The organism is Novosphingobium sp. BL-S-19 (genome assembly GCF_055521675.1).
Genome location: NZ_CM145498.1, coordinates 1,267,441 through 1,289,683, shown reverse-complemented (window position 1 = coordinate 1,289,683; position 22,243 = coordinate 1,267,441). Strand labels below are relative to the sequence as shown.

The window sequence follows — 22,243 nt, the reverse complement described above, 5'->3', positions numbered from 1 at the left end:
AAGATTTTCGCCCGTCACGCCCTATCGCACACGTATCCAACGAAAACGCCGGCCGGCCACAAGGCCGACCGGCGTTGAATTTCGTTCGAACGCGCTGGATTAGGCCGCGACGTTCTTCGGGGCGTAGCGCGACATCAGCTTGTAGGCGCGCTGATACCACTTGGAATTGGGGTAGTTGGTTTCCAGCACGGCGGCGGCCTTTTGCGCTTCCAGTGGGATACCGAGCGAAAGGTAGCCTTCCACAAGACGGAACAGCGCTTCGGGCGCGTGGCTGGTGGTCTGGAAATTGTCCACCACGTTACGGAAGCGCAGGGTGGCAGCCAGCCACTTGCCGCTGCGTTCGTACGAGCGGCCGATAGTCATTTCCTTGCCGGCCAGGTGATCGTTCACCAGGTCGATCTTCAGCTTGGCGTCGGCCGCGTAGGGCGAATTGGGATAGCGGCGCATCACGTCGGTCAGCGCCTGCTTGGCCTGCTCGGTGGTCTTCTGGTCGCGCGTAACGTCGCTGATCTGCTCGTAGTACGAGATCGCGATCAGGTAGTACGCGTAAGGCGCGTCCTTGTTGCCCGGGTGGATCGAGAGGAAGCGCTGCGCCGACTGGATCGCCTTGTTGTAATCGCGGGCGGCGTAATAGCTGAACGCGCTCATCAACTGGGCGCGGCGGGCCCACGGCGAATAGGGGTGCTGGCGCTCCACTTCATCGAACAGCGCGGCGGCGGCCTTGGTCTGGCCCTTGTTCAGGCGATCCTGCGCCGCTGCATACAGCGTATCGACGTCACGCGCGACATAGGCGGTATCCTTGTTCTTGTTGCCCCGCCCGGCACAGCCGGCGGTGAGAACGAGGGCCCCGGTAGCGGCGGCAAGGAGAGCGATCTTGAAGCGCGAGCGTTCGAACATGGGGCCGGTCTATAGACAGCGCTTTGCTGAACGCCAAGTGAAGTTACACACGCTTACACAGTGATCTGCGTTCGGTGCGTAAATCGAGCGCCCGGCCGGATTTCACGGCGCCTCCCCGCCCCGACCGGCCCCCGCCGGAAGTTTGCCGCAATCGCGCGGTTTGGCACGGAAATGGGCCGATCCCGTCCTAAAATACACCTATCATGCATTTTCAAACAGAGACTTGGCGGATCAACGGGCAGTTCGCCATTGTCTGCCCCGCCCGCGCTGCCATAGTGGCCTGACATGGCCGGCACCAACGCACTTTCCTCCCCCGTCATGTCCGATGCCCTTGTGATCCTGGGCGCTGCGGGCATCGTCATCCCCGTGTTCAACCGATACCGCATCACCCCGGTGATCGGTTTCATTCTGGTGGGCCTGCTGGTCGGCCCGTTCGGCCTTGGCCGGCTGGTGTTCGATCATCCATGGCTTTCCTGGGTGACCATCACCGATCCGGACGGGCTAGAGATATTCGCCGAATTCGGCATCATCCTGCTGCTGTTCTCGATCGGGCTGGAACTCTCTTTCGCGCGCCTCTGGGCGATGCGCCGCTTCGTGTTCGGGCTGGGTTCGCTGGAACTTCTGCTGATCGGCGGATCAATGACTTTCATCTTCGCCACGCTGGGCCAAAGCCTAACCGGCGCGATGGCGCTGGGCCTTGCGCTGGCGCTGTCCTCCACCGCGCTGGTGCTGAAAATCACCGATACCGGCGGGCCGGTGGGACGGGCGGCGCTGTCCATGCTGCTGTTCGAGGATATTGCGCTGGTCCCCATCGTATTCCTGCTGGGTGCGCTGGCGCCCCATGCCAAGGGCGCGGGGATGGACGGGCTGATCCATACGCTCGTCTGGGGCACCGGAGTGGTGATCCTGCTGCTGCTGGCCGGGCGTTACCTGCTGCCGCCGCTGTTCGCGCAGGCGGCCCGCACCAAGAGCCCGGAACTGTTCCTCAGCGCCAGTCTGCTGGTGGTGATCCTTGCCTCCCTGGCAACGGCGGCAACCGGGCTTTCGCCCATCGTCGGCGCGCTGGTGGCCGGCCTGCTGATCGCCGAGACCGAATACCACACCGAAGTCGAAGAGATCACCGAGCCGTTCAAGGGACTGGCGCTCGGGGTGTTCCTGATCACCGTCGGCATGCGGATCGACTTGCGCGTGGTGTGGGAGAATCTGGGCCCGATCCTGGTCGCAACGGTGGGCGTGATCGTGCTGAAGGCGGTCGTCACCAGCCTGCTGCTGCGCCTGATGGGCGCGCGGCGCGGCACCGCGGCGGAAACCGGGATCCTGATGGCCAGCCCTTCGGAAACGACGCTGATCGTGCTGAGCGCGGCCGGCGCAGCGCAACTGATCCAGCCCGGCACCGCGATGTTCTGGCAGATCGTTACCGCGCTGGGCCTGACCATCACCCCCGCGCTGGCCCGAATCGGCAAGATCCTGGCGCGCCGGGTGGAAGGCGTGGAGCACCCCCACCAGCCTGCCGAGGCGAGCGACAAGCCGCCCACGCTGATCGTCGGCTTCGGCCGCGTGGGTCATCTGGTGGCGGACATGCTGACACGCCACGGCCGCCCCTATCTGGCGGTGGACAGCAATTCGGACCTTGTCACCGAAGGCCGCCGGCTAGGCTACACGGTGGCTTTCGCCGATGCCGCGCGCGGCGATGCCCTGCTGCGCCTTGGCGTATCGAGCGCGGCGGCCGTGATCCTGACGATGGACGAGCCCGTCTCCGCCCAACGCATCGTGCGCAAACTGCGCGCGGATTTCCCGGACATGCCGATCATCGCGCGCGCGCGCGATACCGTCCACGCCGGCGTGCTCTACCGCGCCGGAGCGACCCATGCGGTGCCGGAGACGCTGGAAAGCTCTCTCCAACTGTCCGAGGCAGCGCTGGTCGAGATCGGCGTGGCAATGGGCCCGGTAATCGCCTCCATCCACGAAAAGCGCGACGAATTCCGCGAACAGATCATGGAACAGGGCGGCCTTTCGCAGAAGCCGGCGCTTAAATCCGGCCAGCTTCGTCAGGCGGAGAAGACCTGAGGCCGGGGCCGCGGCCTATTGCACCAGCGCATGCAAATACTTGGAGGTATCCATAGGCGACGCCGTTAAAATCAGCGATTACGAAATCGTCGAAGCACATCGCCTCGATAATGGCAAAACACTAATATTATTTACATCTTGCCCTGAAAGCGGAGAAGTTCACGACTCCATTCTGAGTAAAGAAATTTTTCTGTTTGACAAACATGATTGCCCGATATGGCAAATCAATCCGGAACCGGGATCCACAGTCGGATATAGTAGAGTTTTCGACCATTCCAGCACCGACGTTTTCGATTTCGTACATATCTCACACGAAGATGGATTGTATTTCACTGAAAAATACAATGGCGACGTATTTGAGATAGACCTCAACGACGGTTCCGCGAAATTCACCTATTGGAAAAAGACTTAATGAAAGACGACGATCAATCACTGGGGCAATCACTGGGCAGAACGCAAAGACGCCTGCTGCGGCGGGTGTTCAATGGGCGGACTGTGCCCATCGTAGTCAATGAAAAGCCATTCCTCACCTACAAGGAGGCCGCACGCTATCTGCTGTCGCTGCCGGCCGAAGAGCGCGATGCCGCTTATGATGCGATGAAGGTTTTCCCCGATCGGAAGGGCGAAAGTCAGGCGGATTGAGTGCCTATTGCAGGCAGGACTCGATCTGGCGCCACTGTGCCAGCTTGGCGGCCCGCGACATGGCGGCATGGGCGCCGCTGGAAGATGGCAGGTCGATCAGGGTCCAGCGCGCCTCCTGCCCTGCCAGCTGCCGGCGCCCGTCCCGCGCTGCCTTGCCGCCGTTAAAGGCGATTGCGCGCAGCTCTGGCAGCGTGCACGCGAAAGCGGCGAGGTCGCGGTGGGTGGCTTCGCGAATCGCGGTGTCCAGACTGCCCTGCCGGCGGGCGCTCTCGATCACGTCCCACAGGCCGATGCGTTGGCGCAGCAGTGTGTGCAGGCGCTGATCGTAAGGCCTTGATCGCAGGTCGCTTTCGCCCATGACTTCGCCGATCAGCCACCAGAAGGCATTGCCCGGATTGGCGTAGTACTCGCCTGCCGCCAGCGACCTTTCACCGGGCAGCGTGCCCAGCAGCAGAACGCGCGTGCGCGCATCGACGATGGGCGCGAAACTGGTCTTCAAGGGCGCGTCGCGCGGCGCGGCCACGTTCACAGATCGCCGTAGCGCGGCTCGAACACCGACCATCCGGTGCGCTGGACAAGCCGCTCCAGCGCGATCTGGCCAAGCTGCGAATTGCCGCTGGCGTTCAGGCCGGGGGACCATACGGCGATGCTGGCGATGCCCGGCGCCACCGCCAGAATGCCGCCGCCCACGCCGGACTTGCCCGGCAGGCCGATGCGATAGGCGAAATCGCCCGAATTGTCGTAATGCCCGCAGGACATCATCACCGCATTGATGCGCCGCGCGCGCTTGGCGGTGATCACCCGGTGGCCGCCTGATCGGCCGCCGTCCATCAGGTAGCGCCCGGCCAGCGCCAGCTGGTGGCAGCTCATGGCCAGTGCGCAATAGTGGAAGTAAGTGCCCAGCACGAGGTCGACGTCGCCCTGGATATTGCCGAAGGCGCGCATGTAGTTGGCCAGCGCCTTGTTGCGGAAGCCCGTCTCCTGCTCGGCGCGGGCCACTTCCTCGTCGATGGAGATAGTGTCATCGCCCGTCAGTTCGCGCACGAAGCGCAGCATCTGGCCGATCGCCTCCCGCGGCTGGTGGTGGCCCAGCAGCATGTCGGCCACCACGATGGCGCCGGCATTGATGAACGGATTGCGCGGGATGCCATGTTCGTTTTCCAGCTGGACGATCGAGTTGAAAGCGCTGCCCGAAGGCTCCCGCCCCACGCGGTTCCAAAGCTGATCCCCCACCGCGCCCAGTGCCAGCGTCAGCGCGAAAACCTTGGAAATCGACTGGATCGAAAAGGCTTCCTCCGCATCGCCGGCCAGATGGACGGCGCCTTTCGCAGTGACCACGGCGAGGCCGAACTTGTCGACCGGCACTTGCGCCAGCGGGCGGATGTAGTCCGCCACTTTGCCGCGATGCGTCATTCCCCGCATCTCTTCGGCAATGTCAGCCAGGATGCGGTCAAGGCTGTCCATGGTCGATTTTCCCCGCATCGAAAGGATGGCCGGCGGCGGCCATTCGGATCCCTCTGCCGCATGCGGATGCTGCGGGCAAGCGCCAGGGGGCAAAGGAGCTACCTCTAATTGCAGCCGAAATTGCCATGCCGATCCCGTTCGGGATTCCGCCCGGCACGCGGCCATGACCTTCGGGATTATAAGGTCCTGTAGATACTGCCGCCCCCCGAATGCCCGTAGACTTGGCCCTTGAAATGGGAATGTGGGGAGCCGTCCCGCGTGGCGACACAGCTATCGACGACCAGTGATACCCGGCCGGAAACGGCATCGGCCAAGACCAGACGGGACCGCAGGCCCCGGATCGACCTGCTGACGCTTGGCCAGAGCCTGGCGCTGGACGAGGCGACCGTCGTGGATCTCCACGCCGCCCATCTCGACAGATATGCCCTGCAGCTGCGCGATGCGCTGGGCCTGCGCACGATGGACATAGACTGCGCGCAAGGCTGCGAGATCGTGCTGCGCGACGGGCGCCGGGTGCTCGACTTCTCGGGCGGTTTCGGCGCGCTGGGGCTGGGCCACAACCATCCGCGCGTGATCGCGGCGGAGCGTCGCTGCCACGACGATCTGGTGCTGGATTGCATCAAGATCGCCCCGCACAAGCTGCAAGGCGCGCTGGCCTACAACATCGCCCGCTTCCTGCCCGAGCCGCTGGGTGTCTCGTTCCTCGCCGTCTCCGGCAACGAGGCGAACGAGGCAGCGATGAAACTGTGCGAGCGCGTGCAGACGCCCAAGGGCAAGAGCAAGTTCCTCTTCCTGCGGGGCGAAGGCGATGCGGAAGGCAGCGCGCAGCCCGGTTTCCTGATGGGTGTCCCCCAGGACAATGTGATCCACGCGCGCTATGGCGACATCGCCTCGCTGAACGCCGCAATCGAGCGAGAGGGCGGCACGAAAAACGCGATCATTGCGGTGATCGTGGAACCGCTGCGCAGCGGCACCTGCGAATCGCCGCCGCTGGGCTATCTTTCCGATCTGGTAGAGGCCTGCCGCGCCGCGGATATCCTGACCGTCTTCGACGAGACCCGGGTGGGCCTTGGACGCACCGGCCTGTTCTGCGCGTTTCAGCATGAGGATGCCGTGCCCGACGCTGTGACGCTGGCCCGCACGCTGGCCGGCGGCAAGCGTGAGATGGGGGCCATGGTCACTTCCCAGGCTCTGTTCGACAAGGCCTATGGCAACACGCAGGACTGCAACCTCCACAGTTCAAGCTTCTCAGGCATGGGAGAGACCTGCGCCGTCGCGATAGAGGCGCTGAACGTGCTGGCCGAGGAAGGCCTGATGGATCGGGCCGCCGCAATGGGCGCGCACTTGCGCACCGGGCTGGAACGGCTGCGCGCGAAGCATCCCCGCTGCATCGCCTCGCTGCGCGGCAAGGGCTGTTTCCAGGCGGTGGAATTTGCCTTTGGCGCCACCGAGGCCTCGCGGGTCGCGGCTATCGCACGCGAACTCTACGAGCGCCACGGCATTCTGGCCCACTACCTGCCGGATGCCCCCGGCGTCCTCCACTTCATGCCCCCCCTGATCGTGACCGAGGCGCAGATCGACCGGCTGCTGGCCGCGCTCGACGCCGTGCTGGCGGGCATCGAAGGGGCTTCGGCGGAAAGGTTGCTGCACTGATGGACATGACGACATCCGCCGCCGCGATGGAAGGCGCGGCGCGTTTCCGCCGTGATGGAGAGGCTGGCCAATCCGCGCTTCAGGCCGCGATCGCCTGCGCCCTGCTACTGGCGGTGGCGCTGGTGACGTTCGCCCTGAACGTCCATCAGGGTATCGGCGTCTATCCGGACTCCACGCGCTACATGGGCATCAGCCCGGTGCCCTATGACGCGCCGGTCTATCACTGGATGCTGGTGGGCGGCCACGCGCTGGGGCCTTCCCTGTTGGCCGTAGCAATGACGCTGGCGGTGGTGTTCCTGTGCACCAACGTCCTGCTGATCTTCGCGCTGGTGCGGCGCGGCAGTGGGGACTGGCGCATCGCCGCCGTCGCCACCGCGCTGATCATCATGGCCCCGCAGTTCGTCACCCTGCACGCGGGCGCCATGTCCGAAGCGCCGTTCATGACGTTCATGATGGCGACCATGTGGTTCGCCCTGAACTACTTCGAAACGGGCCGCCGGGGGCACCTGCTGCTGGCCTCGCTCCTGCTCGGCGTGGCGACGCTGACGCGCTTTACCGGCCCGCCGCTGGGCCTTGCCATCGCATTGGTGATCCTCGCCCGCCCCGGCGTCCCGTTCGGCCGCCGCATCGCCGATTGCGTGCTGCTGGCGGTGCCCGGTGCTGCGCTGTTCTTCGGCTGGGTGGCATGGAGCACCGAAACCGTGGGCCATTCGATCGGCCGCGATCTGGTGTTCTACGGCAACATGGGGCCGCAGCAGTGGCGCAACAATCTGGAGACGCTTGCCGCCTGGCTGTTCCCCGATCAGGTGCCGCTGCCGCTGCGCGTGGCGGTGCTGCTGGCAGTGCTGGGCTTTGCCGGCTGGCAGACCCTGCGCCAATGGCAGCGCTGGCGCGCGCCGGCCACACCGGCCGGCGTTGCCGCGCCGTTCGACGTGCGGGCCGCGTTTTCGCTGATGCTGGCGATCTTCGTGATCGCCTACCTCGCCTTCGTGTGGCTTTCCACCTCGCTAGAGGCGAACCTTTCGCTCAACGGCCGCTACGCGCTGCCCGCCTATTTCGCCTTCGTGATGCTGCTGGGCGTGCAGGCCGGCGCGCTTGACCGCACCCGCAAGGGCGAAGGCATCGTGCTGGCCGCGCTGGCGGCACTGGCGGTTGTGGTGCTGGGTTCGCACACCATGCGATCGGCCGTGCGCACGCACGAGGTCTATGCCAGCGGTTTCGGCTACAACGCCCGCCTCTGGCATGAATCGCCGACGATCGCGGCGGTACGCACGCTGCCCGCCAACGCGGTGATCGTATCCAACGGCCCAGACTTGATCGCCTTTCTGGACGATCGCCCTGCCCTTCTTTGGCCGCAGGACCGCGAACTGCGCACCGATTTGCCGGATCCGCGCAATCCGGTGAGTAACCAGATCGCTGCCATCGCCGCGCGCGCCGCAGTAGGGGACGTGCCGGTCTACCTGGTGTTCTTCGACAAGGTCGATTGGCGCTTCTACCTCGCGTCAGAGGGCAAGGTGGTGCGAGCGCTGCCTGCCGCCCCCGCCGCCGCGCAGGCGGACGGGCGCATCTACCTCGTCTCGCCATCCGCAGCTGCGCGCGAAAGCCGCCCGTGAAACCCGCGCGGGACCACCGGGCCGATCCCGCTCCGCCGCCCCTTTCGCCCGAAATATCGCCCGAGCCAGCAACCGAAGCCATTCCTCAGGAGACCTCGCAGATGCCCGCTTCCGTGACCCTGGAAAGTCGCACCGCCCGCCTGCGCGACTATCTGAGCCTTGCGCGGTTCGATCACATCTCGAAGCATGTTTTCATCATCCCGGGGCTGATCCTGGCCTATGCCCTGCGCGAACCCTCGCTGCTGGATGCGCCGCAGCGGGTGGTAGTGGGCTTCGTCGTCGCCATCGCGATCGCATCGGCCAACTATGTGATCAACGAATGGCTGGACCGCGAATTCGACGCGCACCACCCGTCCAAGCACCACCGCAAGGCCGTGTCGCTGCAGCTTTCGCCCGCGCTGGTCTATCTGGAATATGCCGCCTTCGCAGCGGCGGGCCTGTTGCTGGCCTACTGGATCGGCGGCGCATTCTTCATCTGCGCGCTGGTGTTCCTGCTGTCCGGCCTCATCTACAACGTGCAGCCGATCCGGTCGAAGGACCGCCCGTTTCTGGACGTGATCTCGGAATCGGTGAACAATCCCATCCGCCTGACGCTGGGCTGGCTGATGCTGGACCCCAGCAGCATGCCGCCGGCCAGCCTGCTGCTGGCCTACTGGACCGGCGGCGCATTCCTGATGGGATCCAAGCGCCTGTCGGAATATCGCGACATCACCGCCAGCGTCGGGATCGAGACGCTGAAGCGCTATCGCAAGTCGTTCGGCGGCTACACCGCGGAAAGCCTGATCGTCAGCTGCCTGACTTACGCGATGCTGTCGTCGTTCTTCCTGGGCGTGTTCCTGATCAAGTACCGGATCGAATACGTGCTGGCCTTCCCGTTCATCACCGGACTGTTCGGCTGCTACCTCTGGCTGTCGATGCTGCCAGATTCCATCGCGCAGCGCCCTGAACGCATGTTTCGTTCGCGCCGCCTGATGACGATGCTGGCCGTGAACATCTGCGTGTTATTGCTGGTGACGTTCATGGACGTGCCAAGCCTTGGAGCGCTTACGGATCGCAGCTTTACCCCGGTAGACATGCTCCATGGATCGGGCAAATAACATGAAGCGGCCTGCTTCCGCTCCGCCCTCATCCTCGGCTTTTGCCCGTGTGATCACCCCTCTGGTGGACCGGCTGGTGGATGACCAGTGCCCCGCCATGCACCCGGCGGAGCGGGTGCAGGTACAGGGCTATGTCCTCGCCACGGTCGCGGGGATGCCGGACTTCTTCCGGCTGGGCTTTCACATGCTGGCATGGCTGTTCGAATATGCGCCGGTGCTGCGCGGGGAACGCCGCTTTTCCCGCCTCGCCGCCCCGCGCCAGAGCCTGCACGTGCTGCGCTGGCGCCGCTCCGCGATCGGCCCGCTGCGATCGATGATCGCGTTCTACGCCAACTTCTCCGCCTATGGCCTCTATTCGGTGGCCTATCCGGGCGGCGAGAGCGAAAGGGGCAGGATCGCCGCATGATCGGGGTGGGGGGCGAAACGATCGACGTTCTGGTAATCGGCTCCGGCCCCGGCGGCGCCGTCAGCGCAACCGAACTGGCCCGCGCCGGCCACGCCGTGCTGATGGTGGAGGAAGGCGGCAACGTCTCCCTTTCCGACGTTCCGCATTTCTCGCGCGAGGAAATGCTGGCGAAGTACCGCAATGCCGGCGTCAGCGTGGCGATGGGCGGCAGCAAGCTGGCCTGGGTGGAAGGCCGCTGCGTGGGCGGCGGCAGCGAGGTCAATCGCGGGCTCTACCACCGCACGCCGGACTATATCCTTGACGACTGGCGCCGCCGCTTCGGCGTGGACGACCTGGACCTTGCCGGGATGACCCCGCATTTCGAGGCGTGCGAACAGGTCGCGCTGGTCGAATATGTGGCCGGGCGGCCGTCCGAAATGTCGCAGATGCTTCACCGCGGCGCGACTGCGAACGGTTGGCACGCGATCGAAACGCCGCGCCTGATCCACTACCGCGGCGATGGCGGCGGGGGTGAGCGCCAGTCGATGTCCGCCACGTTCGTGCCGCGCTTTCTGGCGGCAGGCGGGCAGCTTTCGCCGGCGACGCGGATCGACCGGCTGCGGCGCGAAAACGGGTTGTGGGTCGCGGAGGGAAGCCGCGTCGATGCCGCCGGCATCCGCCATGCCGTCACGTTCCGCGCGCCGGTGGTGATCGCCGCCTGCGGGGCCGTGCAGACCCCTGCCCTGCTGCGCCGATCCGGCCTCACCCGCAATATCGGCAATTCGCTGCGCTTCCACCCGATGGTGAAAGTCGTCGCCGAATTCGACCACGAAGTGAACCGCCCGAACGATGCCGATCCCGTCCACCAGATCAAGGAGTTCGAACCCCGCTTCGGCATGGGCTGCTCGATCAGCAATCCGGCCATGCTGGGCATGGCGCTTACTGGTACATTGCCGGGCGGCGAGGACACCTGGGACCTGATCGCGGAGCGCTGGCGCAACATGGGCATCTACTATGTCCAGAGCGGGGTCGGCACCGCGTCGGTGCGCAATATTCCCGGATTCCGCGATCCGTTCGTGCGGATCCGCTTTGCGCAGGACGAACTGCGCGTTCTGGCGGAGGGTCTGGCACGGCTGGCGCAGGCGCTGTTTGCGGCGGGCGCGCTGCGCGTGCACCCCTGCGTCGCCGGCTATCCCACGCTTCATTCGCCTGCCGACATCGCGCGGCTGCCCGATACTCTGGCCGCGGCGGATGGGGCGCTGACCTCGGTCCACGTCTTCTCTTCCTGCCCGATGGGGGAGGACGAGAGCCGCTGCGCCACTGATTCCCATGGCCGCGTGCATGGCGCCGAAGGGCTCTATATCAACGACGCCTCGCTGCTCTGCACGCCCACGATGGTCAATCCGCAAGGCACCGTCATGGCCGTGGCGCATCGCAATGTGCAGGCGATGATGGCGCGGCGGTTTCACTGATGCTGCACCTGATCACCGGTGGATCCGGCTTTATCGGCGCGCGCCTTGCATTCCGCCTGCGCGCACGCGGCGAACGCGTGCGCGTGCTGGACATGGCGGACGATCCCGCGCGCCCGGTAGAAGTGGAATTCGTGCCCGGCAGCGTCACCGATCCGGCCGCCGTGGCGGCGGCGATGCAGGGCGTGGACGTGGTGCACCACAATGCCGCGCTGGTTGCCCAGTCGGCGGCGGGGCGCGACTATTACCGCGTGAACGAGGGCGGATCGCGCCTTGTCGCCGAAGCCGCCGCGCGCGCAGAGGTGCGGATGGTCATGCATCTCAGCACCACCGCAGTCTATGGCTTGCCGCCCCAAGGCCCGGTCACCGCAGCCACCGAACCGCGCCCGATCGAGGACTATGGCCGATCCAAACTGGCGGGCGAGCGGGCGATGCAGACGATCTGCGACGCAGCGGGCATTCCCGTCGTCACCATCCGCCCGCGCGTGACGCTGGGCGCGGGACGGCTGGGCATCTTCGCCATCCTGTTCGACTGGATCCGCGCCGGCCGCCGGGTCTACGTGATCGGAAACGGCAACCAGCGGCAGCAGTTCATCCATGTCGACGATCTGCTGGACTTTCACCTCCACGCGCTCGACCGCGGGCAGCCCGGTACATGGAACGTGGGCACCGACCGTTTCGGCACCTTGCGGGAGGATCTGGACGCGCTGATCGCCCACGCCAGTTCGCGCTCGCGCGTAACCGGACTGCCGGTGCGGCCGGCGATGGCCCTGCTCCACGCCCTGCACAGCCTCGGCCTCTCGCCCCTGACGGCATGGCACTACCGCACCTACCACCGGGACTGCTATTTCGATGTCGCCCCGCTGCTGGCGACCGGCTGGCGCCCGCGCTACTCGAATTTCGACATGCTGGAAGAGAGCTACGACTGGTTTCTCTCACAAAGCACAACCCAGGGCGACCGCTTCGCCGCCCCCCACCGCCGCATGCTGGAACAGCGGGCGCTGCGAGTGCTGAAAGCCTTTTCCTGAAACGGAAAAGGGCGCCGGCACGGTGTGCTGACGCCCTTTCGAATTATCTGCCTTAAGCGGATCAGCCCGCCAGCACGGCCTTCACGGCCGCGATGGCATCAGCCGCCTTGTCGCCGTCCGGACCGCCACCCTGCGCCATGTCGGCGCGGCCACCGCCGCCCTTGCCGCCCAGCGTTTCCACGCCCTTGCGGACCAGATCGACGGCGCTGATCGTGCCGGTGAGGTCTTCGGTGACGGCAGCGGCGATGCTCGCCTTGCCCTCGTTCACCGCGACGATCGCGGCGACGCCCGAACCCATGCGCTGCTTCGCCTGATCGAGCAACCCGCGCAGTTCCTTGGGATCGAGCCCCTCAAGCACCTGACCTGAGAACTTGACGCCGTTCACTTCCTCGTCGGCCGCTTCGGCCTTGCCCGAACCACCTCCGAGAGCCAGCGCCTTCTTCGCTTCGGCCAGTTCACGCTCCAGCTTCTTACGCTCGTCCATCAGCGCGGTGACGCGGGCTTCGACGTCTTCCGGCGTCGTGCGCAGCACGCTGGCGGTGCTCTTCAGCGCTTCCTCGCGGGCGACAAGCCACTGGCGCGCGCCTTCGCCGGTCAGTGCCTCGACACGGCGCACGCCGGACGAAACCGCGCTTTCCGAAACGATGCGGAACACGCCGATGTCACCGGTGGCGCGCACGTGGGTGCCGCCGCAGAGTTCGACCGAGTAAGTATGCTCGCCCGATGCGTCCTTCGACGAGGTGCCCATCGACAGCACGCGCACTTCGTCGCCGTACTTCTCGCCGAACAGCGCCATGGCGCCGGCCTCGATGGCGTCTTCCGGCGTCATCAGGCGGGTGAGAACCGGGTCGTTGGCGCGGATCTCGGCGTTCACTTCGGCCTCGATCGCGGCAATGTCCTCGGCCGAAAGCGCGGTCGGGTGCGAGAAGTCGAAGCGCAGACGCTCGGCCGCAACCAGCGAGCCCTTCTGGGTGACGTGGCCGCCCAGACGGTTGCGCAGCGCGGCATGCAGCAGGTGCGTGGCCGAGTGGTTGGCGCGCACGGCATCGCGGCGCGCGACGTCCACGGTCAGGTTGACGGCATCGCCCACCTTGATCGTGCCCGCCTCAACCTTGCCGATCATCGCATGCAGACGACCAAGCGGCTTGGCGGTGTCGAGCACGGCGATCTTCAGGCCGGCATTGGTCGTGATCGTGCCGGCATCGCCGACCTGACCGCCCGATTCGCCGTAGAACGGCGTCTGGTTGGTCAGCACGGTCACTTCCTCACCGGCAGCGGCCGATGCGACTTCCTTGCCATCGCGCACCAGCGCCACCACCTGGCCTTCGCCCACGGTTGAGGTGTAGCCGGTGAACTCGCTGGCGCCTTCGCGCTCGGCGATGTCGAACCAGACTTCACTATCGGCCGCGGCGCCCGAACCCTTCCACGCAGCGCGCGCGGCAGCCTTCTGCTGCGCCATCGCGGCCTGGAAGCCAACGTCGTTCACGGTGATGCCGCGCGGACGCAGGGCATCGACGGTGAGGTCGTAAGGGAAGCCGTAGGTGTCGTAGAGCTTGAACGCGGTTTCGCCCGGAAGCTCGCCGCCCTCGCCCATCTGGGCGGTGGCTTCGTCCAGCAGCTTCAGGCCGTTGGCCAGCGTGCGGCGGAACTGCACTTCCTCGCGCTGCAGCGTTTCTTCGATCAGCGGCTGCGCGCGGCCGAGTTCCGGATAGGCCTGGCCCATTTCGGCCACCAGCGACGGCACCAGACGGTGCATCAGGGGCTCCTTGGCGCCCAGCAGGTGCGCGTGGCGCATGGCGCGACGCATGATGCGGCGCAGGACGTAGCCACGGCCCTCGTTCGACGGCAGCACCCCGTCAGCCAGCAGGAAGCTGGTCGAACGCAAGTGGTCCGCAATCACGCGGTGGCTGGCGCGCTGCTCACCCTGCGCGGCAACGCCGGTCAGGCTTTCCGACGCGGCGATCAGCGCCTTGAAGGTGTCGATATCGTAGTTGTCATGCACGCCCTGCATGACCGCCGAGATGCGCTCAAGGCCCATGCCGGTGTCGATCGAGGGCTTCGGCAGGTTACCGACGATTTCGCCGGCCGACTGCTCGAACTGCATGAACACGAGGTTCCAGATTTCGATGAAGCGGTCGCCGTCTTCCTCCGGCGATCCCGGAGGGCCGCCCCAGATGTGGTCGCCGTGGTCGAAGAAGATTTCCGAGCACGGACCGCACGGGCCTTCGTCGCCCATCGCCCAGAAGTTGTCCTTCGTGGGAATGCGGATGATCTTCGATTCCGGCAGGCCGGCGATCTTCTTCCACAGGTCGAAGGCTTCGTCGTCCGTGTGGTACACGGTGACCAGCAGCTTCTCGACCGGAAGGCCCCACTCCTTGGTCAGCAGGGTCCAGGCGTGGGTGATCGCCTGTTCCTTGAAATAGTCGCCGAACGAGAAGTTGCCCAGCATCTCGAAGAAAGTGTGGTGGCGCGCGGTGTAGCCAACGTTGTCGAGATCGTTGTGCTTGCCGCCGGCGCGGACGCACTTCTGCGAGGACGTGGCGCGCGGCGCGAAGGGCGCTTCAAGACCCGTGAACACGTTCTTGAACGGCACCATGCCGGCATTCACGAACATCAGCGTCGGGTCGTTGTACGGCACGAGCGGTGCTGACGGAACGGCCTCATGGCCGTTCTTGGCGAAGTAGTCGAGGAAGGACCGGCGGATCTCGTTGGTCGTGTGCATGAACGCGCCGATAATGCAGCCGCGCGGCGGCGGCAAGCGGGTTGCAACGGTCAGACTGTTCGGGAATTGCGATATCTCGCCCGCCGTGGCGGGAACGCCACCCCGAAAACGCCGGGGAACGCCACCCCGAAAACACCGGGAACGCCACCCCGAAGGCGCCGGGAACGCCACCCCGAAGGCGCCGGGAACGACACCGTATTGGCGCAGGATTGCCTTTCCCCCGGCACCACGCCTAGGCTGGCCGCGACAAGGGTCGCACCACAGTCAAGACACGCCTTTAAAGGGGAAATTTCATGGATCGCCGCTCGTTCCTGGGTCAGGCCAGCGTGGCCGCGGTGGCTGCCGGGCTTCCGTCCGCCGTCTTCGCCGCCACTGCCGCCAAACCCGCAGATCAGAAGCTGAGAACGCTGCTGGATACGATCTTCACCGATCGCCTTGCGGAAAATCCCGAGGGGGCAACACGCCTTGGCCTCGATACCGGCAAGAACGCCGCGCTGAAATCGCAGCTTTCGGGCCGCAGCGCTGCCGATGCCGCGAAGGACCTTGCCCGCTCGCGCACGGAACTGGCCTCTATCAAGGCGATCGGCCGCGCCGGACTGGGCGAGGATGCGGCGCTCGATTACGATGTCGTGACCTATCAGCTGGAACGCTCGATCGCCGGGCAGGAAACGTTCACTTACGGTTCCAGCGGCGGCCGTTTCTCGCCTTATCTGATCAGCCAGCTGACCGGCGCCTATCAGGACGTGCCGGACTTTCTGGACACCCAGCACCGGGTGAGCGACGCCGCCGATGCCGATGCCTATGTGGCGCGTCTTGGCGCTTTCGCGACGGTGCTGGATCAGGAGACCGAGTGCCAGCGCACCGATGCCGCGCGCGGCGTGTTTGCCCCGGACTATATTCTGGATACGACGCTGAAGCAGTTCGCGGCGCTCCGCGACAAGCCGGCGGCCGAGACCGGCCTTGTTACCGGGTTTGCCGCCAAGCTGACCAAGGCGGGCCTGCCGGCGGATCGGGCCAACGAGGCTGTGAAAGTGGTGGTAGAAAAGGTGTTTCCGGCACTCGACCGCCAGCGCGCGCTTGTCACCGAGCTGCGCGGCAAGGCCACGCATGAGGCTGGCGTATGGCGCCTGCCCGATGGCGATGCCTATTACGCATCGGCTGCCGAAGCGGCGACGACGGTGCGCCTCAGCGGCGACGAGATCCACCAGATGGGCCTCGATCAGGTGGCGCAGATCGGCGGGCGGATCGACGGTATCCTGAAGGCGCAGGGCATGACGCAGGGCACCGTGGGCGAGCGGCTTGTCGCGCTCAACCAGCGGCCCGACCAGCTCTTCCCCAATACCGACGAAGGCCGCGCCGCACTGCTGGCCGAACTCAACGCCCAGATCCTCAAGATGCAGCCCCGTCTGCCCGAACAGTTCGCCACGCTCCCCAAGGCCCCGGTGGAAGTGCGCCGCGTGCCGCCCGCCATTCAGGCTGGCGCCCCAGGTGGCTATTATCAGAACGCCTCACTCGATGGCTCACGCCCGGCGATCTACTACATCAATCTTCGCGATACTTTCGACCGCCCGAAGTTCGGGCTTGCCACACTGACCCATCACGAGGCGGTGCCGGGGCATCACCTGCAGGTCATGCTCGCGCTCGAATCGCAGGACATTCCGATGATTCGCCGTCGCGGCGGGTTCAGTGGCTATAGCGAAGGCTGGGCGCTCTATTCGGAGCAGCTGGCCGACGAAATGGGCATGTACGAGGGCGATCCGCTGGGTCAGGTCGGTTACCTGCAATCGCTGCTGTTCCGGGCGACTCGCCTCGTCGTCGATTCGGGGATGCATGCCAAACGCTGGAGCCGCGAGAAGGCAACCGACTACCTGATTGCCACCACCGGCATCGCGCGCGGCCGCAGCCAGGGCGAGATCGACCGCTACACCGTCTGGCCGGGTCAGGCCTGTAGCTACAAGATCGGCCACACCATGTGGGTGAAGCTGCGCGACGAGGCCCGTACCAAGGCCGGGGCCAAGTGGGATCCCAAGGCGTTCCACTCGGTGCTGCTGAAGGGCGCCCTGCCCCTTGCCGTGTTGGAGAAGCTGGTGCGGTCGCGTTACGCTTGAGTTCTGGCCCTGCTTTCTTCGGCGATGTCGCGGAAGGAAGCGGGGCCCCCGCCTTCGCGGGGGCGACGAGTTTTTTTTCGTTCGGACTGGCAGCTCACAGCTCAGTTTTCATCGGACGCGCTGAAAGCAAAGAAAAACCCCGGCCCTTACAGGACCGGGGTTTTTTCATGCCGGAGAATATCGCCGAACTTATTCGACGTCGTCGTCCTCCGAAGGGCCGACCATCATTTCTTCGGCCAGGCCGTCGGTCTTGGCGCGGATGGCCTTTTCCAGACGGTCGCAGACTTCGGGGTTCTGCTTGAGGTAGGTCTTCGCGTTCTCACGACCCTGACCGATGCGGATCGAGTCGTAAGAGAACCACGCGCCCGACTTCTCGACGATGCCGGCCTTCACACCGAGGTCGAGAATTTCGCCAATCTTCGAGACGCCTTCGCCATACATGATGTCGAATTCGACCTGCTTGAACGGCGGGGCCACCTTATTCTTCACGATCTTCACGCGGGTGGCGTTGCCGACGACTTCGTCGCGGTCCTTGATCGCGCCGGTGCGGCGAATGTCGAGGCGAACCGACGCATAGAACTTCAGCGCGTTACCACCGGTGGTCGTTTCCGGGTTACCGTACATGACACCGATCTTCATGCGCAGCTGGTTGATGAAGATCACCATGCAGCGCGAACGGCTGATCGAACCGGTCAGCTTGCGGAGCGACTGGCTCATCAGGCGTGCCTGAAGACCCACGTGGCTATCGCCCATCTCGCCTTCGATTTCGGCGCGGGGAACCAGGGCGGCAACCGAGTCGACCACCAGCACGTCGATCGCGTTCGAACGGACCAGCGTATCGGTGATTTCCAGCGCCTGTTCGCCGGTATCCGGCTGCGAGACGATCAGTTCGTCGATGTTGACGCCCAGCTTCTTGGCATAGACCGGATCGAGCGCGTGTTCGGCGTCGATGAACGCGGCGGTGCCGCCGGTCTTCTGCGCTTCGGCGATGCAGTGCAGCGCCAGCGTCGTCTTGCCCGAGCTTTCCGGCCCGTAGATCTCGATCACGCGGCCGCGCGGCAGGCCGCCGACGCCAAGGGCAATGTCGAGGCCGAGCGAACCAGTGGAGATCGCTTCGACCTGCATAGTCTCCTTGGAGCCCAGCTTCATCGCGCTGCCCTTGCCGAACGCGCGGTCGATCTGCGCGAGAGCGGCTTCCAGCGCCTTCTGACGGTCCATCGCTTCCTTTTCCTTGCCTTCCTGGATCAGCTTGAGCTGAGCAGCCATTTCACTTCCCCTTTGCTACCGGCCTGACCGGAAAGGTCAACGTCACGGGGAACGATGTATCGCCTTTGTTCTCATAGAACAAGAGGGGAACGATGGCTAATTTCCGTTTTTTAATGCCGCGCTGTGCGCGCCAGAACATCCCCGACTTTTTCCGACAGCTGCTGAACGGAGAACGGCTTGGGCATGAACCACGCATTGGCGATGCCGATTTCCTTGCGCAGCTGCTCCTCGGCATAGCCGGACATGAACAGCACCGGCAGGCCCGGGGCGATGCGGCGGATCTCTCGCGCCATCGCCGGGCCGTCCATCGTCGGCATCACCACATCGGACACGACAAGATCGAACTGGCCGCCGGCCTGCACCAGTTCCAGCCCTTCCTCTCCATCGCGGGCGGAGGTGACCTGATAGCCCTGCCGGGTGAGCGCGCGCTCGGCAACGACGCGTACAGGATCCTCATCTTCCACCAGCAGGATCGATCCGCCACCGGCCCACTGACTGGGCGGTGCCTCATCCTTGGCCGCGGGAATCGCGGTCTCTCCAGGCGCCATGTGGTGGACCGGCAGATAGACCACGAAGCGCGTGCCCAGCCCCATCTCGCTTTCCGCGAAGATGAACCCGCCCGACTGCTTGACGATACCGTAAACGGTAGAGAGGCCGAGGCCGGTGCCCTTGCCCTGTTCCTTGGTGGTGAAGAACGGTTCGAAGATCTTGCCGAGGTGCTCGGGCGGGATGCCGCTGCCGGTGTCCTGCACGATCAGCGCGGTATAGTCGCCCGCCGGAATGATCTCGCTGCGCATGGCCCGCACGTCGGTGGTGGTGACGCGGTGGGTGGCGAGCGTCAGCGTGCCGGAACCGTCCGAGCCCTTCTTCATCTGCATCGCATCGCGGGCATTGACCGCGAGATTGACGATCACCTGTTCCAGCTGCGTCGGGTCGGCGCGGACCGGGCCGAGATCGCGGTCATGCGTGACGACCAGCTGGATCTTCTCACCGATCAGGCGGCGCAGCATCTGCGAGACGTCCGCCACCACGTCCGGCAATTGCAGCACTTCGGGCCGCAACGTCTGCTGGCGCGAGAACGCCAGAAGCTGGCGCGTCAGCGAGGCGGCACGGTTCGAATTCGCGCGGATCTGCTGGATGTCGTCATAGTCCGAATCGCCCGGAGTGTGCCGCATCAGCATGAGGTCGCAGGTGCCCAGAATCGCGGTCAGCACATTGTTGAAGTCATGCGCGACGCCGCCCGCGAGCTGCCCCACCGCCTGCATCTTGGTGGCCTGCGCGACCTGCCGTTTCAGGCGGGTTTCCTCGGACGTGTCGGTCAGGCCCAGCAGCACAGCCGCCTCACCCAGCCCGCGCACGCCGGCAAGACTGAGCGACACCGGATCGTCCGGCAGTTCGGCCAGCCGCACGGCAATGTCGCCCGCAGCCGAAGGGCCCTGCGCGAACCGGCGGATCGCTTCGGACAGCGCGCGCTTGTCCTCCCGCGTGACGAGGTCGGTCGGGTAAGTCGGCGGCATGTGCCCTTCACGGCCGGCCGCGCGCATGAAGGCGGGATTGGCGAAAAGCAGGCGCCCATCGCGATCGGCCATGGCAAGCCCCAACGGCAACTGGCTGAGCAGCGCCTCCAGATGCGGCGCGGCGGTGCCGCTGCTGCTGCCCGAACCGATGCCCTGCCCGGCCTCCACCACCAGCATCAGCGAGGGCGTGGTATTGGGATCGGGATCGCCCGGCAGATCGGGATCGGCCACCGGCACGTGATAGAGCACCAGGGGGCCGCCGCGTCCGCCCTCACGCGCCCAGCCGATCCGCTCCCCCTCTTCCTGGCTGAGCAGCGCCACGAAATCGAGCCCGGTGGTGTCCGCCAGCGCATCGCCGGTGGCGCGCTGGGCGAAGCCGGCGCTGGCGGCGCGGATGGTGCCGTCCGGATCGACCAGCGCTGCGGAAATGCCGGATCGCGCCAGCCCCCTGCCCAGCTTGCCGTCCACCTGCTTGACCAGATCGCCCACCAGATCGACCGCGCTGACCGGCTGGATGCGCCAGACCAGAAAGTCCTCGCCCCGCCCTGCGCGGCGTACTTCGATACGCCAGTCGGTTTCCACCCCGTCATTGCCGCCACCGTGCCCGATCGCCGCGCGCAGCTGCGCCACGCCCTGCCCATCGCGCCAGACGGAGCGGACGAGCTCGGCGATATGTTCATGCGCGGCATCGCCCATCGGCAGGCGTGCGGGATCGTTGCCAACGCCGAACCAGTTTTCGTAGCTGGCATTGGCACACGTGAGGCGGCCGGCGCGATCGGTCAGCGCAATGGCCATATCCTCACGATCGATCGCGGCGACCGTAACCGACCAGTCCGGCAATGCGAATTCGGCTTCGGCGATATCCACGCGGCGATTGGAGATCATCCAGGCAAGGCCGGCGAAAACCAGCAGCGTGCCGGCCAGAATGGCCACCAGCAAACCGTCACCGCTTACCAGCCAGACCAGCGCGACGCTCACCGCCAGGGCCAGCCCGATCACTCCCGCTTCGGACAACCTGCCGGTGTGCTGCTGGCCTGCGTTCATGCGATCCCTTCCCTGTCGGCAACCTCTTCTTCAACTTCCGCAGGCGGCGCTGCGCGTAACGGCGTGCGATTGCGGCGCGCGCGGTGCTTGCGGCCAATCCAGTAGCGCCAAAACCAGACAGTGAGGAAATAGCTGACCACGGCGGCGATCACCGACTGGATGAACAGTCCGATCACCACGGCCGGCGCCGTATCGGAAAGCATCCAGTTACGCCACTGCGCCAGGTTTGCCCCCTCCCGCACCATCGCCTCCACCGTCGCGATATCGGCGTGATAGCCGAAGCTGTTGCCGATCGCCACGGCCACCGGAAGGATGATCAGCAGCGTCGTCACCGGATTGGAGATGAACGTGATCGCGGCGGCGAGCGGAATATTGCCGCGCACCGGCACGCACATCAGCGCCGCGCCGACGATCTGCACGCCGGGAATCAGTGCGAAGATTCCGATGAACATGCCAACGGCAACGCCGCGCGGCACCGAGCGGCGGGTGAAGCGGAACAATTCCGGCCGGCGCGTGAACGGCGCGGTGAAGCGGTTCGCCTCCAGCTGCGCATGTGTGGGCATCTGGCCGTGCAGCCACGCGCCCAGCCGGTGGAGCAGCCCGCTCACCCGTGTTCGCGCAGGATGCGGCCCTGCTCCCGCTTCCAGTCGCGCTCCTTGATCGTATTGCGCTTGTCCGCCGCGTTCTTGCCCTTGGCCAGCGCCAGTTCCACCTTGGCCCGCCCGCGGCCGTTGAAATAGACGGACAGTGGCACCAGCGTCATGCCCTTGCGCTCTACAGAGCCTTGCAGGCGCGAAATCTCACGCTCCTTCAGCAGCAACTTGCGCGGGCGCTTCGGCGTGTGGTTGAAGCGGTTGCCGTGGCTGAATTCGGGCACGTTGGAATTGACCAGCCAACATTCGCCGTTCCTGATCTCGGCATAGGCTTCGGCGATCGAGCCCTCGCCAAAGCGCAGCGATTTCACCTCCGTGCCGGTCAGGACGATGCCGGCCTCGAAGGTTTCGTCGATGTGATATTCGAAGCGTGCCCTACGGTTTTCGGCGACGGTCTTCTTCTTGTCGAATGTCGTGTGCTGCGGACGTGCCATATCGAAGCGGCATTTAGGGATTCGCGCGCGAAAAGGAAACGCCCGTTTAAGCGATTTGCGACCGTATGGGCGCAATGATGCATGGAGCGTGGCGGCAAACGGGCGAAATCGGTGATGAAAAAGTCCGTCATCCACCCTCAACTTGGCAAAAGGCCGAGGATAACAAGTATTTAATCATGGCACC

Annotated in this window: 17 protein-coding genes; 9 read left to right on the top strand and 8 right to left on the bottom strand. The window is 65.4% G+C overall.

The genetic code is table 11. The annotated features are described in order from the left end of the window. Positions 1-99 precede the first annotated feature (99 nt). Complete coding sequence (locus ACZ1JV_RS14370; RefSeq protein ID WP_465152083.1) at positions 100-897, bottom strand: outer membrane protein assembly factor BamD; 798 nt, start codon at positions 895-897, stop codon at positions 100-102. A 285-nt stretch (positions 898-1,182) separates the two neighbouring features. Between ACZ1JV_RS14370 and ACZ1JV_RS14365 the strand changes: the two genes are divergently transcribed. Both ACZ1JV_RS14365 and ACZ1JV_RS14360 read left to right on the top strand, forming a co-directional pair. Then, complete coding sequence (locus ACZ1JV_RS14365) at positions 1,183-2,964, top strand: cation:proton antiporter domain-containing protein (RefSeq protein WP_465137787.1); 1,782 nt, start codon at positions 1,183-1,185, stop codon at positions 2,962-2,964. 411 nt (positions 2,965-3,375) lie between these two features. Continuing rightward, a complete protein-coding gene (locus ACZ1JV_RS14360) occupies positions 3,376-3,606 on the top strand; it encodes a hypothetical protein (RefSeq protein WP_465152082.1) in 231 nt (76 codons plus the stop codon). Positions 3,607-3,610: 4 nt separating this feature from the next. Here ACZ1JV_RS14360 and ACZ1JV_RS14355 read toward each other — a convergent pair whose 3' ends face one another. Both ACZ1JV_RS14355 and ACZ1JV_RS14350 read right to left on the bottom strand, forming a co-directional pair. After that, a complete protein-coding gene (locus ACZ1JV_RS14355) occupies positions 3,611-4,129 on the bottom strand; it encodes a DNA-deoxyinosine glycosylase (protein WP_465152081.1) in 519 nt (172 codons plus the stop codon). Between the two features lie 2 nt (positions 4,130-4,131). Further along, positions 4,132-5,070, bottom strand: coding sequence for a glutaminase (locus tag ACZ1JV_RS14350; protein WP_465152080.1), 939 nt, complete (start codon positions 5,068-5,070; stop codon positions 4,132-4,134). Between the two features lie 258 nt (positions 5,071-5,328). Between ACZ1JV_RS14350 and ACZ1JV_RS14345 the strand changes: the two genes are divergently transcribed. The 6 genes from ACZ1JV_RS14345 (at position 5,329) to ACZ1JV_RS14320 (ending at position 12,315) form a co-directional block, all read left to right on the top strand. Beyond that, a complete protein-coding gene (locus ACZ1JV_RS14345) occupies positions 5,329-6,723 on the top strand; it encodes an aminotransferase class III-fold pyridoxal phosphate-dependent enzyme (protein ID WP_465152079.1) in 1,395 nt (464 codons plus the stop codon). Then, a complete protein-coding gene (locus tag ACZ1JV_RS14340; RefSeq protein ID WP_465152078.1) occupies positions 6,723-8,336 on the top strand; it encodes an ArnT family glycosyltransferase in 1,614 nt (537 codons plus the stop codon). Before ACZ1JV_RS14345 ends, ACZ1JV_RS14340 begins: the two co-directional genes overlap by 1 nt. Before the next feature lie 101 nt (positions 8,337-8,437). Next, positions 8,438-9,433 carry a UbiA family prenyltransferase gene (locus ACZ1JV_RS14335; protein WP_465152077.1) on the top strand — a complete coding sequence of 332 codons (996 nt, stop codon included), beginning with the start codon at positions 8,438-8,440 and terminating at the stop codon, positions 9,431-9,433. Between the two features lies 1 nt (position 9,434). Continuing rightward, a complete protein-coding gene (locus ACZ1JV_RS14330) occupies positions 9,435-9,839 on the top strand; it encodes a hypothetical protein (RefSeq protein WP_465152076.1) in 405 nt (134 codons plus the stop codon). After that, positions 9,836-11,290 carry a GMC family oxidoreductase N-terminal domain-containing protein gene (locus tag ACZ1JV_RS14325; protein WP_465152075.1) on the top strand — a complete coding sequence of 485 codons (1,455 nt, stop codon included), beginning with the start codon at positions 9,836-9,838 and terminating at the stop codon, positions 11,288-11,290. The genes ACZ1JV_RS14330 and ACZ1JV_RS14325 overlap by 4 nt, the downstream gene beginning before the upstream one ends. Next, the gene (locus tag ACZ1JV_RS14320; RefSeq protein WP_465152074.1) at positions 11,290-12,315 is read left to right on the top strand and encodes an NAD-dependent epimerase/dehydratase family protein; all 1,026 of its coding nucleotides are present in this window, start codon (positions 11,290-11,292) and stop codon (positions 12,313-12,315) included. Before ACZ1JV_RS14325 ends, ACZ1JV_RS14320 begins: the two co-directional genes overlap by 1 nt. A 61-nt stretch (positions 12,316-12,376) precedes the next feature. Here the strand turns inward: ACZ1JV_RS14320 and alaS are convergent, their stop codons facing one another. Further along, positions 12,377-15,037, bottom strand: a complete 2,661-nt coding sequence (gene alaS, locus ACZ1JV_RS14315; protein WP_465152073.1) for an alanine--tRNA ligase — start codon at positions 15,035-15,037, stop codon at positions 12,377-12,379. Between the two features lie 293 nt (positions 15,038-15,330). Between alaS and ACZ1JV_RS14310 the strand changes: the two genes are divergently transcribed. Next, positions 15,331-17,145 carry a DUF885 domain-containing protein gene (locus tag ACZ1JV_RS14310; RefSeq protein ID WP_465152072.1) on the top strand — a complete coding sequence of 605 codons (1,815 nt, stop codon included), beginning with the start codon at positions 15,331-15,333 and terminating at the stop codon, positions 17,143-17,145. 189 nt (positions 17,146-17,334) lie between these two features. Here ACZ1JV_RS14310 and recA read toward each other — a convergent pair whose 3' ends face one another. The 4 genes from recA to smpB all read right to left on the bottom strand — a co-directional run bounded on the left by recA (position 17,335) and on the right by smpB (position 22,059). Continuing rightward, positions 17,335-18,411 carry a recombinase RecA gene (gene recA / locus ACZ1JV_RS14305; protein WP_395327290.1) on the bottom strand — a complete coding sequence of 359 codons (1,077 nt, stop codon included), beginning with the start codon at positions 18,409-18,411 and terminating at the stop codon, positions 17,335-17,337. A 110-nt stretch (positions 18,412-18,521) separates the two neighbouring features. Then, positions 18,522-20,972 carry a hybrid sensor histidine kinase/response regulator gene (locus ACZ1JV_RS14300; RefSeq protein ID WP_465152071.1) on the bottom strand — a complete coding sequence of 817 codons (2,451 nt, stop codon included), beginning with the start codon at positions 20,970-20,972 and terminating at the stop codon, positions 18,522-18,524. Next, on the bottom strand, positions 20,969-21,580 hold the full coding sequence (locus tag ACZ1JV_RS14295) for a DUF2062 domain-containing protein (RefSeq protein WP_465152070.1): 612 nt from the start codon (positions 21,578-21,580) through the stop codon (positions 20,969-20,971). The genes ACZ1JV_RS14300 and ACZ1JV_RS14295 overlap by 4 nt, the downstream gene beginning before the upstream one ends. Next, on the bottom strand, positions 21,577-22,059 hold the full coding sequence (smpB, locus tag ACZ1JV_RS14290; protein ID WP_465152069.1) for an SsrA-binding protein SmpB: 483 nt from the start codon (positions 22,057-22,059) through the stop codon (positions 21,577-21,579). The genes ACZ1JV_RS14295 and smpB overlap by 4 nt, the downstream gene beginning before the upstream one ends. Positions 22,060-22,243 lie beyond the last annotated feature (184 nt).

What these genes read in the sequence shown, in the direction of transcription:
- ACZ1JV_RS14320 (WP_465152074.1), top strand. Translation starts at nt 11,290, where the DNA reads ATGCTGCACCTGATCACCGGTGGATCCGGCTTTATCGGCGCGCGCCTT.
- ACZ1JV_RS14360 (WP_465152082.1), top strand. Translation starts at nt 3,376, where the DNA reads ATGAAAGACGACGATCAATCACTGGGGCAATCACTGGGCAGAACGCAA.
- recA (WP_395327290.1), bottom strand. Translation starts at nt 18,411, where the DNA reads ATGGCTGCTCAGCTCAAGCTGATCCAGGAAGGCAAGGAAAAGGAAGCG.
- ACZ1JV_RS14325 (WP_465152075.1), top strand. Translation starts at nt 9,836, where the DNA reads ATGATCGGGGTGGGGGGCGAAACGATCGACGTTCTGGTAATCGGCTCC.
- smpB (WP_465152069.1), bottom strand. Translation starts at nt 22,059, where the DNA reads ATGGCACGTCCGCAGCACACGACATTCGACAAGAAGAAGACCGTCGCC.
- ACZ1JV_RS14335 (WP_465152077.1), top strand. Translation starts at nt 8,438, where the DNA reads ATGCCCGCTTCCGTGACCCTGGAAAGTCGCACCGCCCGCCTGCGCGAC.
- ACZ1JV_RS14365 (WP_465137787.1), top strand. Translation starts at nt 1,183, where the DNA reads ATGGCCGGCACCAACGCACTTTCCTCCCCCGTCATGTCCGATGCCCTT.
- ACZ1JV_RS14340 (WP_465152078.1), top strand. Translation starts at nt 6,723, where the DNA reads ATGGACATGACGACATCCGCCGCCGCGATGGAAGGCGCGGCGCGTTTC.
- alaS (WP_465152073.1), bottom strand. Translation starts at nt 15,037, where the DNA reads ATGCACACGACCAACGAGATCCGCCGGTCCTTCCTCGACTACTTCGCC.
- ACZ1JV_RS14300 (WP_465152071.1), bottom strand. Translation starts at nt 20,972, where the DNA reads ATGAACGCAGGCCAGCAGCACACCGGCAGGTTGTCCGAAGCGGGAGTG.
- ACZ1JV_RS14370 (WP_465152083.1), bottom strand. Translation starts at nt 897, where the DNA reads ATGTTCGAACGCTCGCGCTTCAAGATCGCTCTCCTTGCCGCCGCTACC.
- ACZ1JV_RS14310 (WP_465152072.1), top strand. Translation starts at nt 15,331, where the DNA reads ATGGATCGCCGCTCGTTCCTGGGTCAGGCCAGCGTGGCCGCGGTGGCT.
- ACZ1JV_RS14350 (WP_465152080.1), bottom strand. Translation starts at nt 5,070, where the DNA reads ATGGACAGCCTTGACCGCATCCTGGCTGACATTGCCGAAGAGATGCGG.
- ACZ1JV_RS14330 (WP_465152076.1), top strand. Translation starts at nt 9,435, where the DNA reads ATGAAGCGGCCTGCTTCCGCTCCGCCCTCATCCTCGGCTTTTGCCCGT.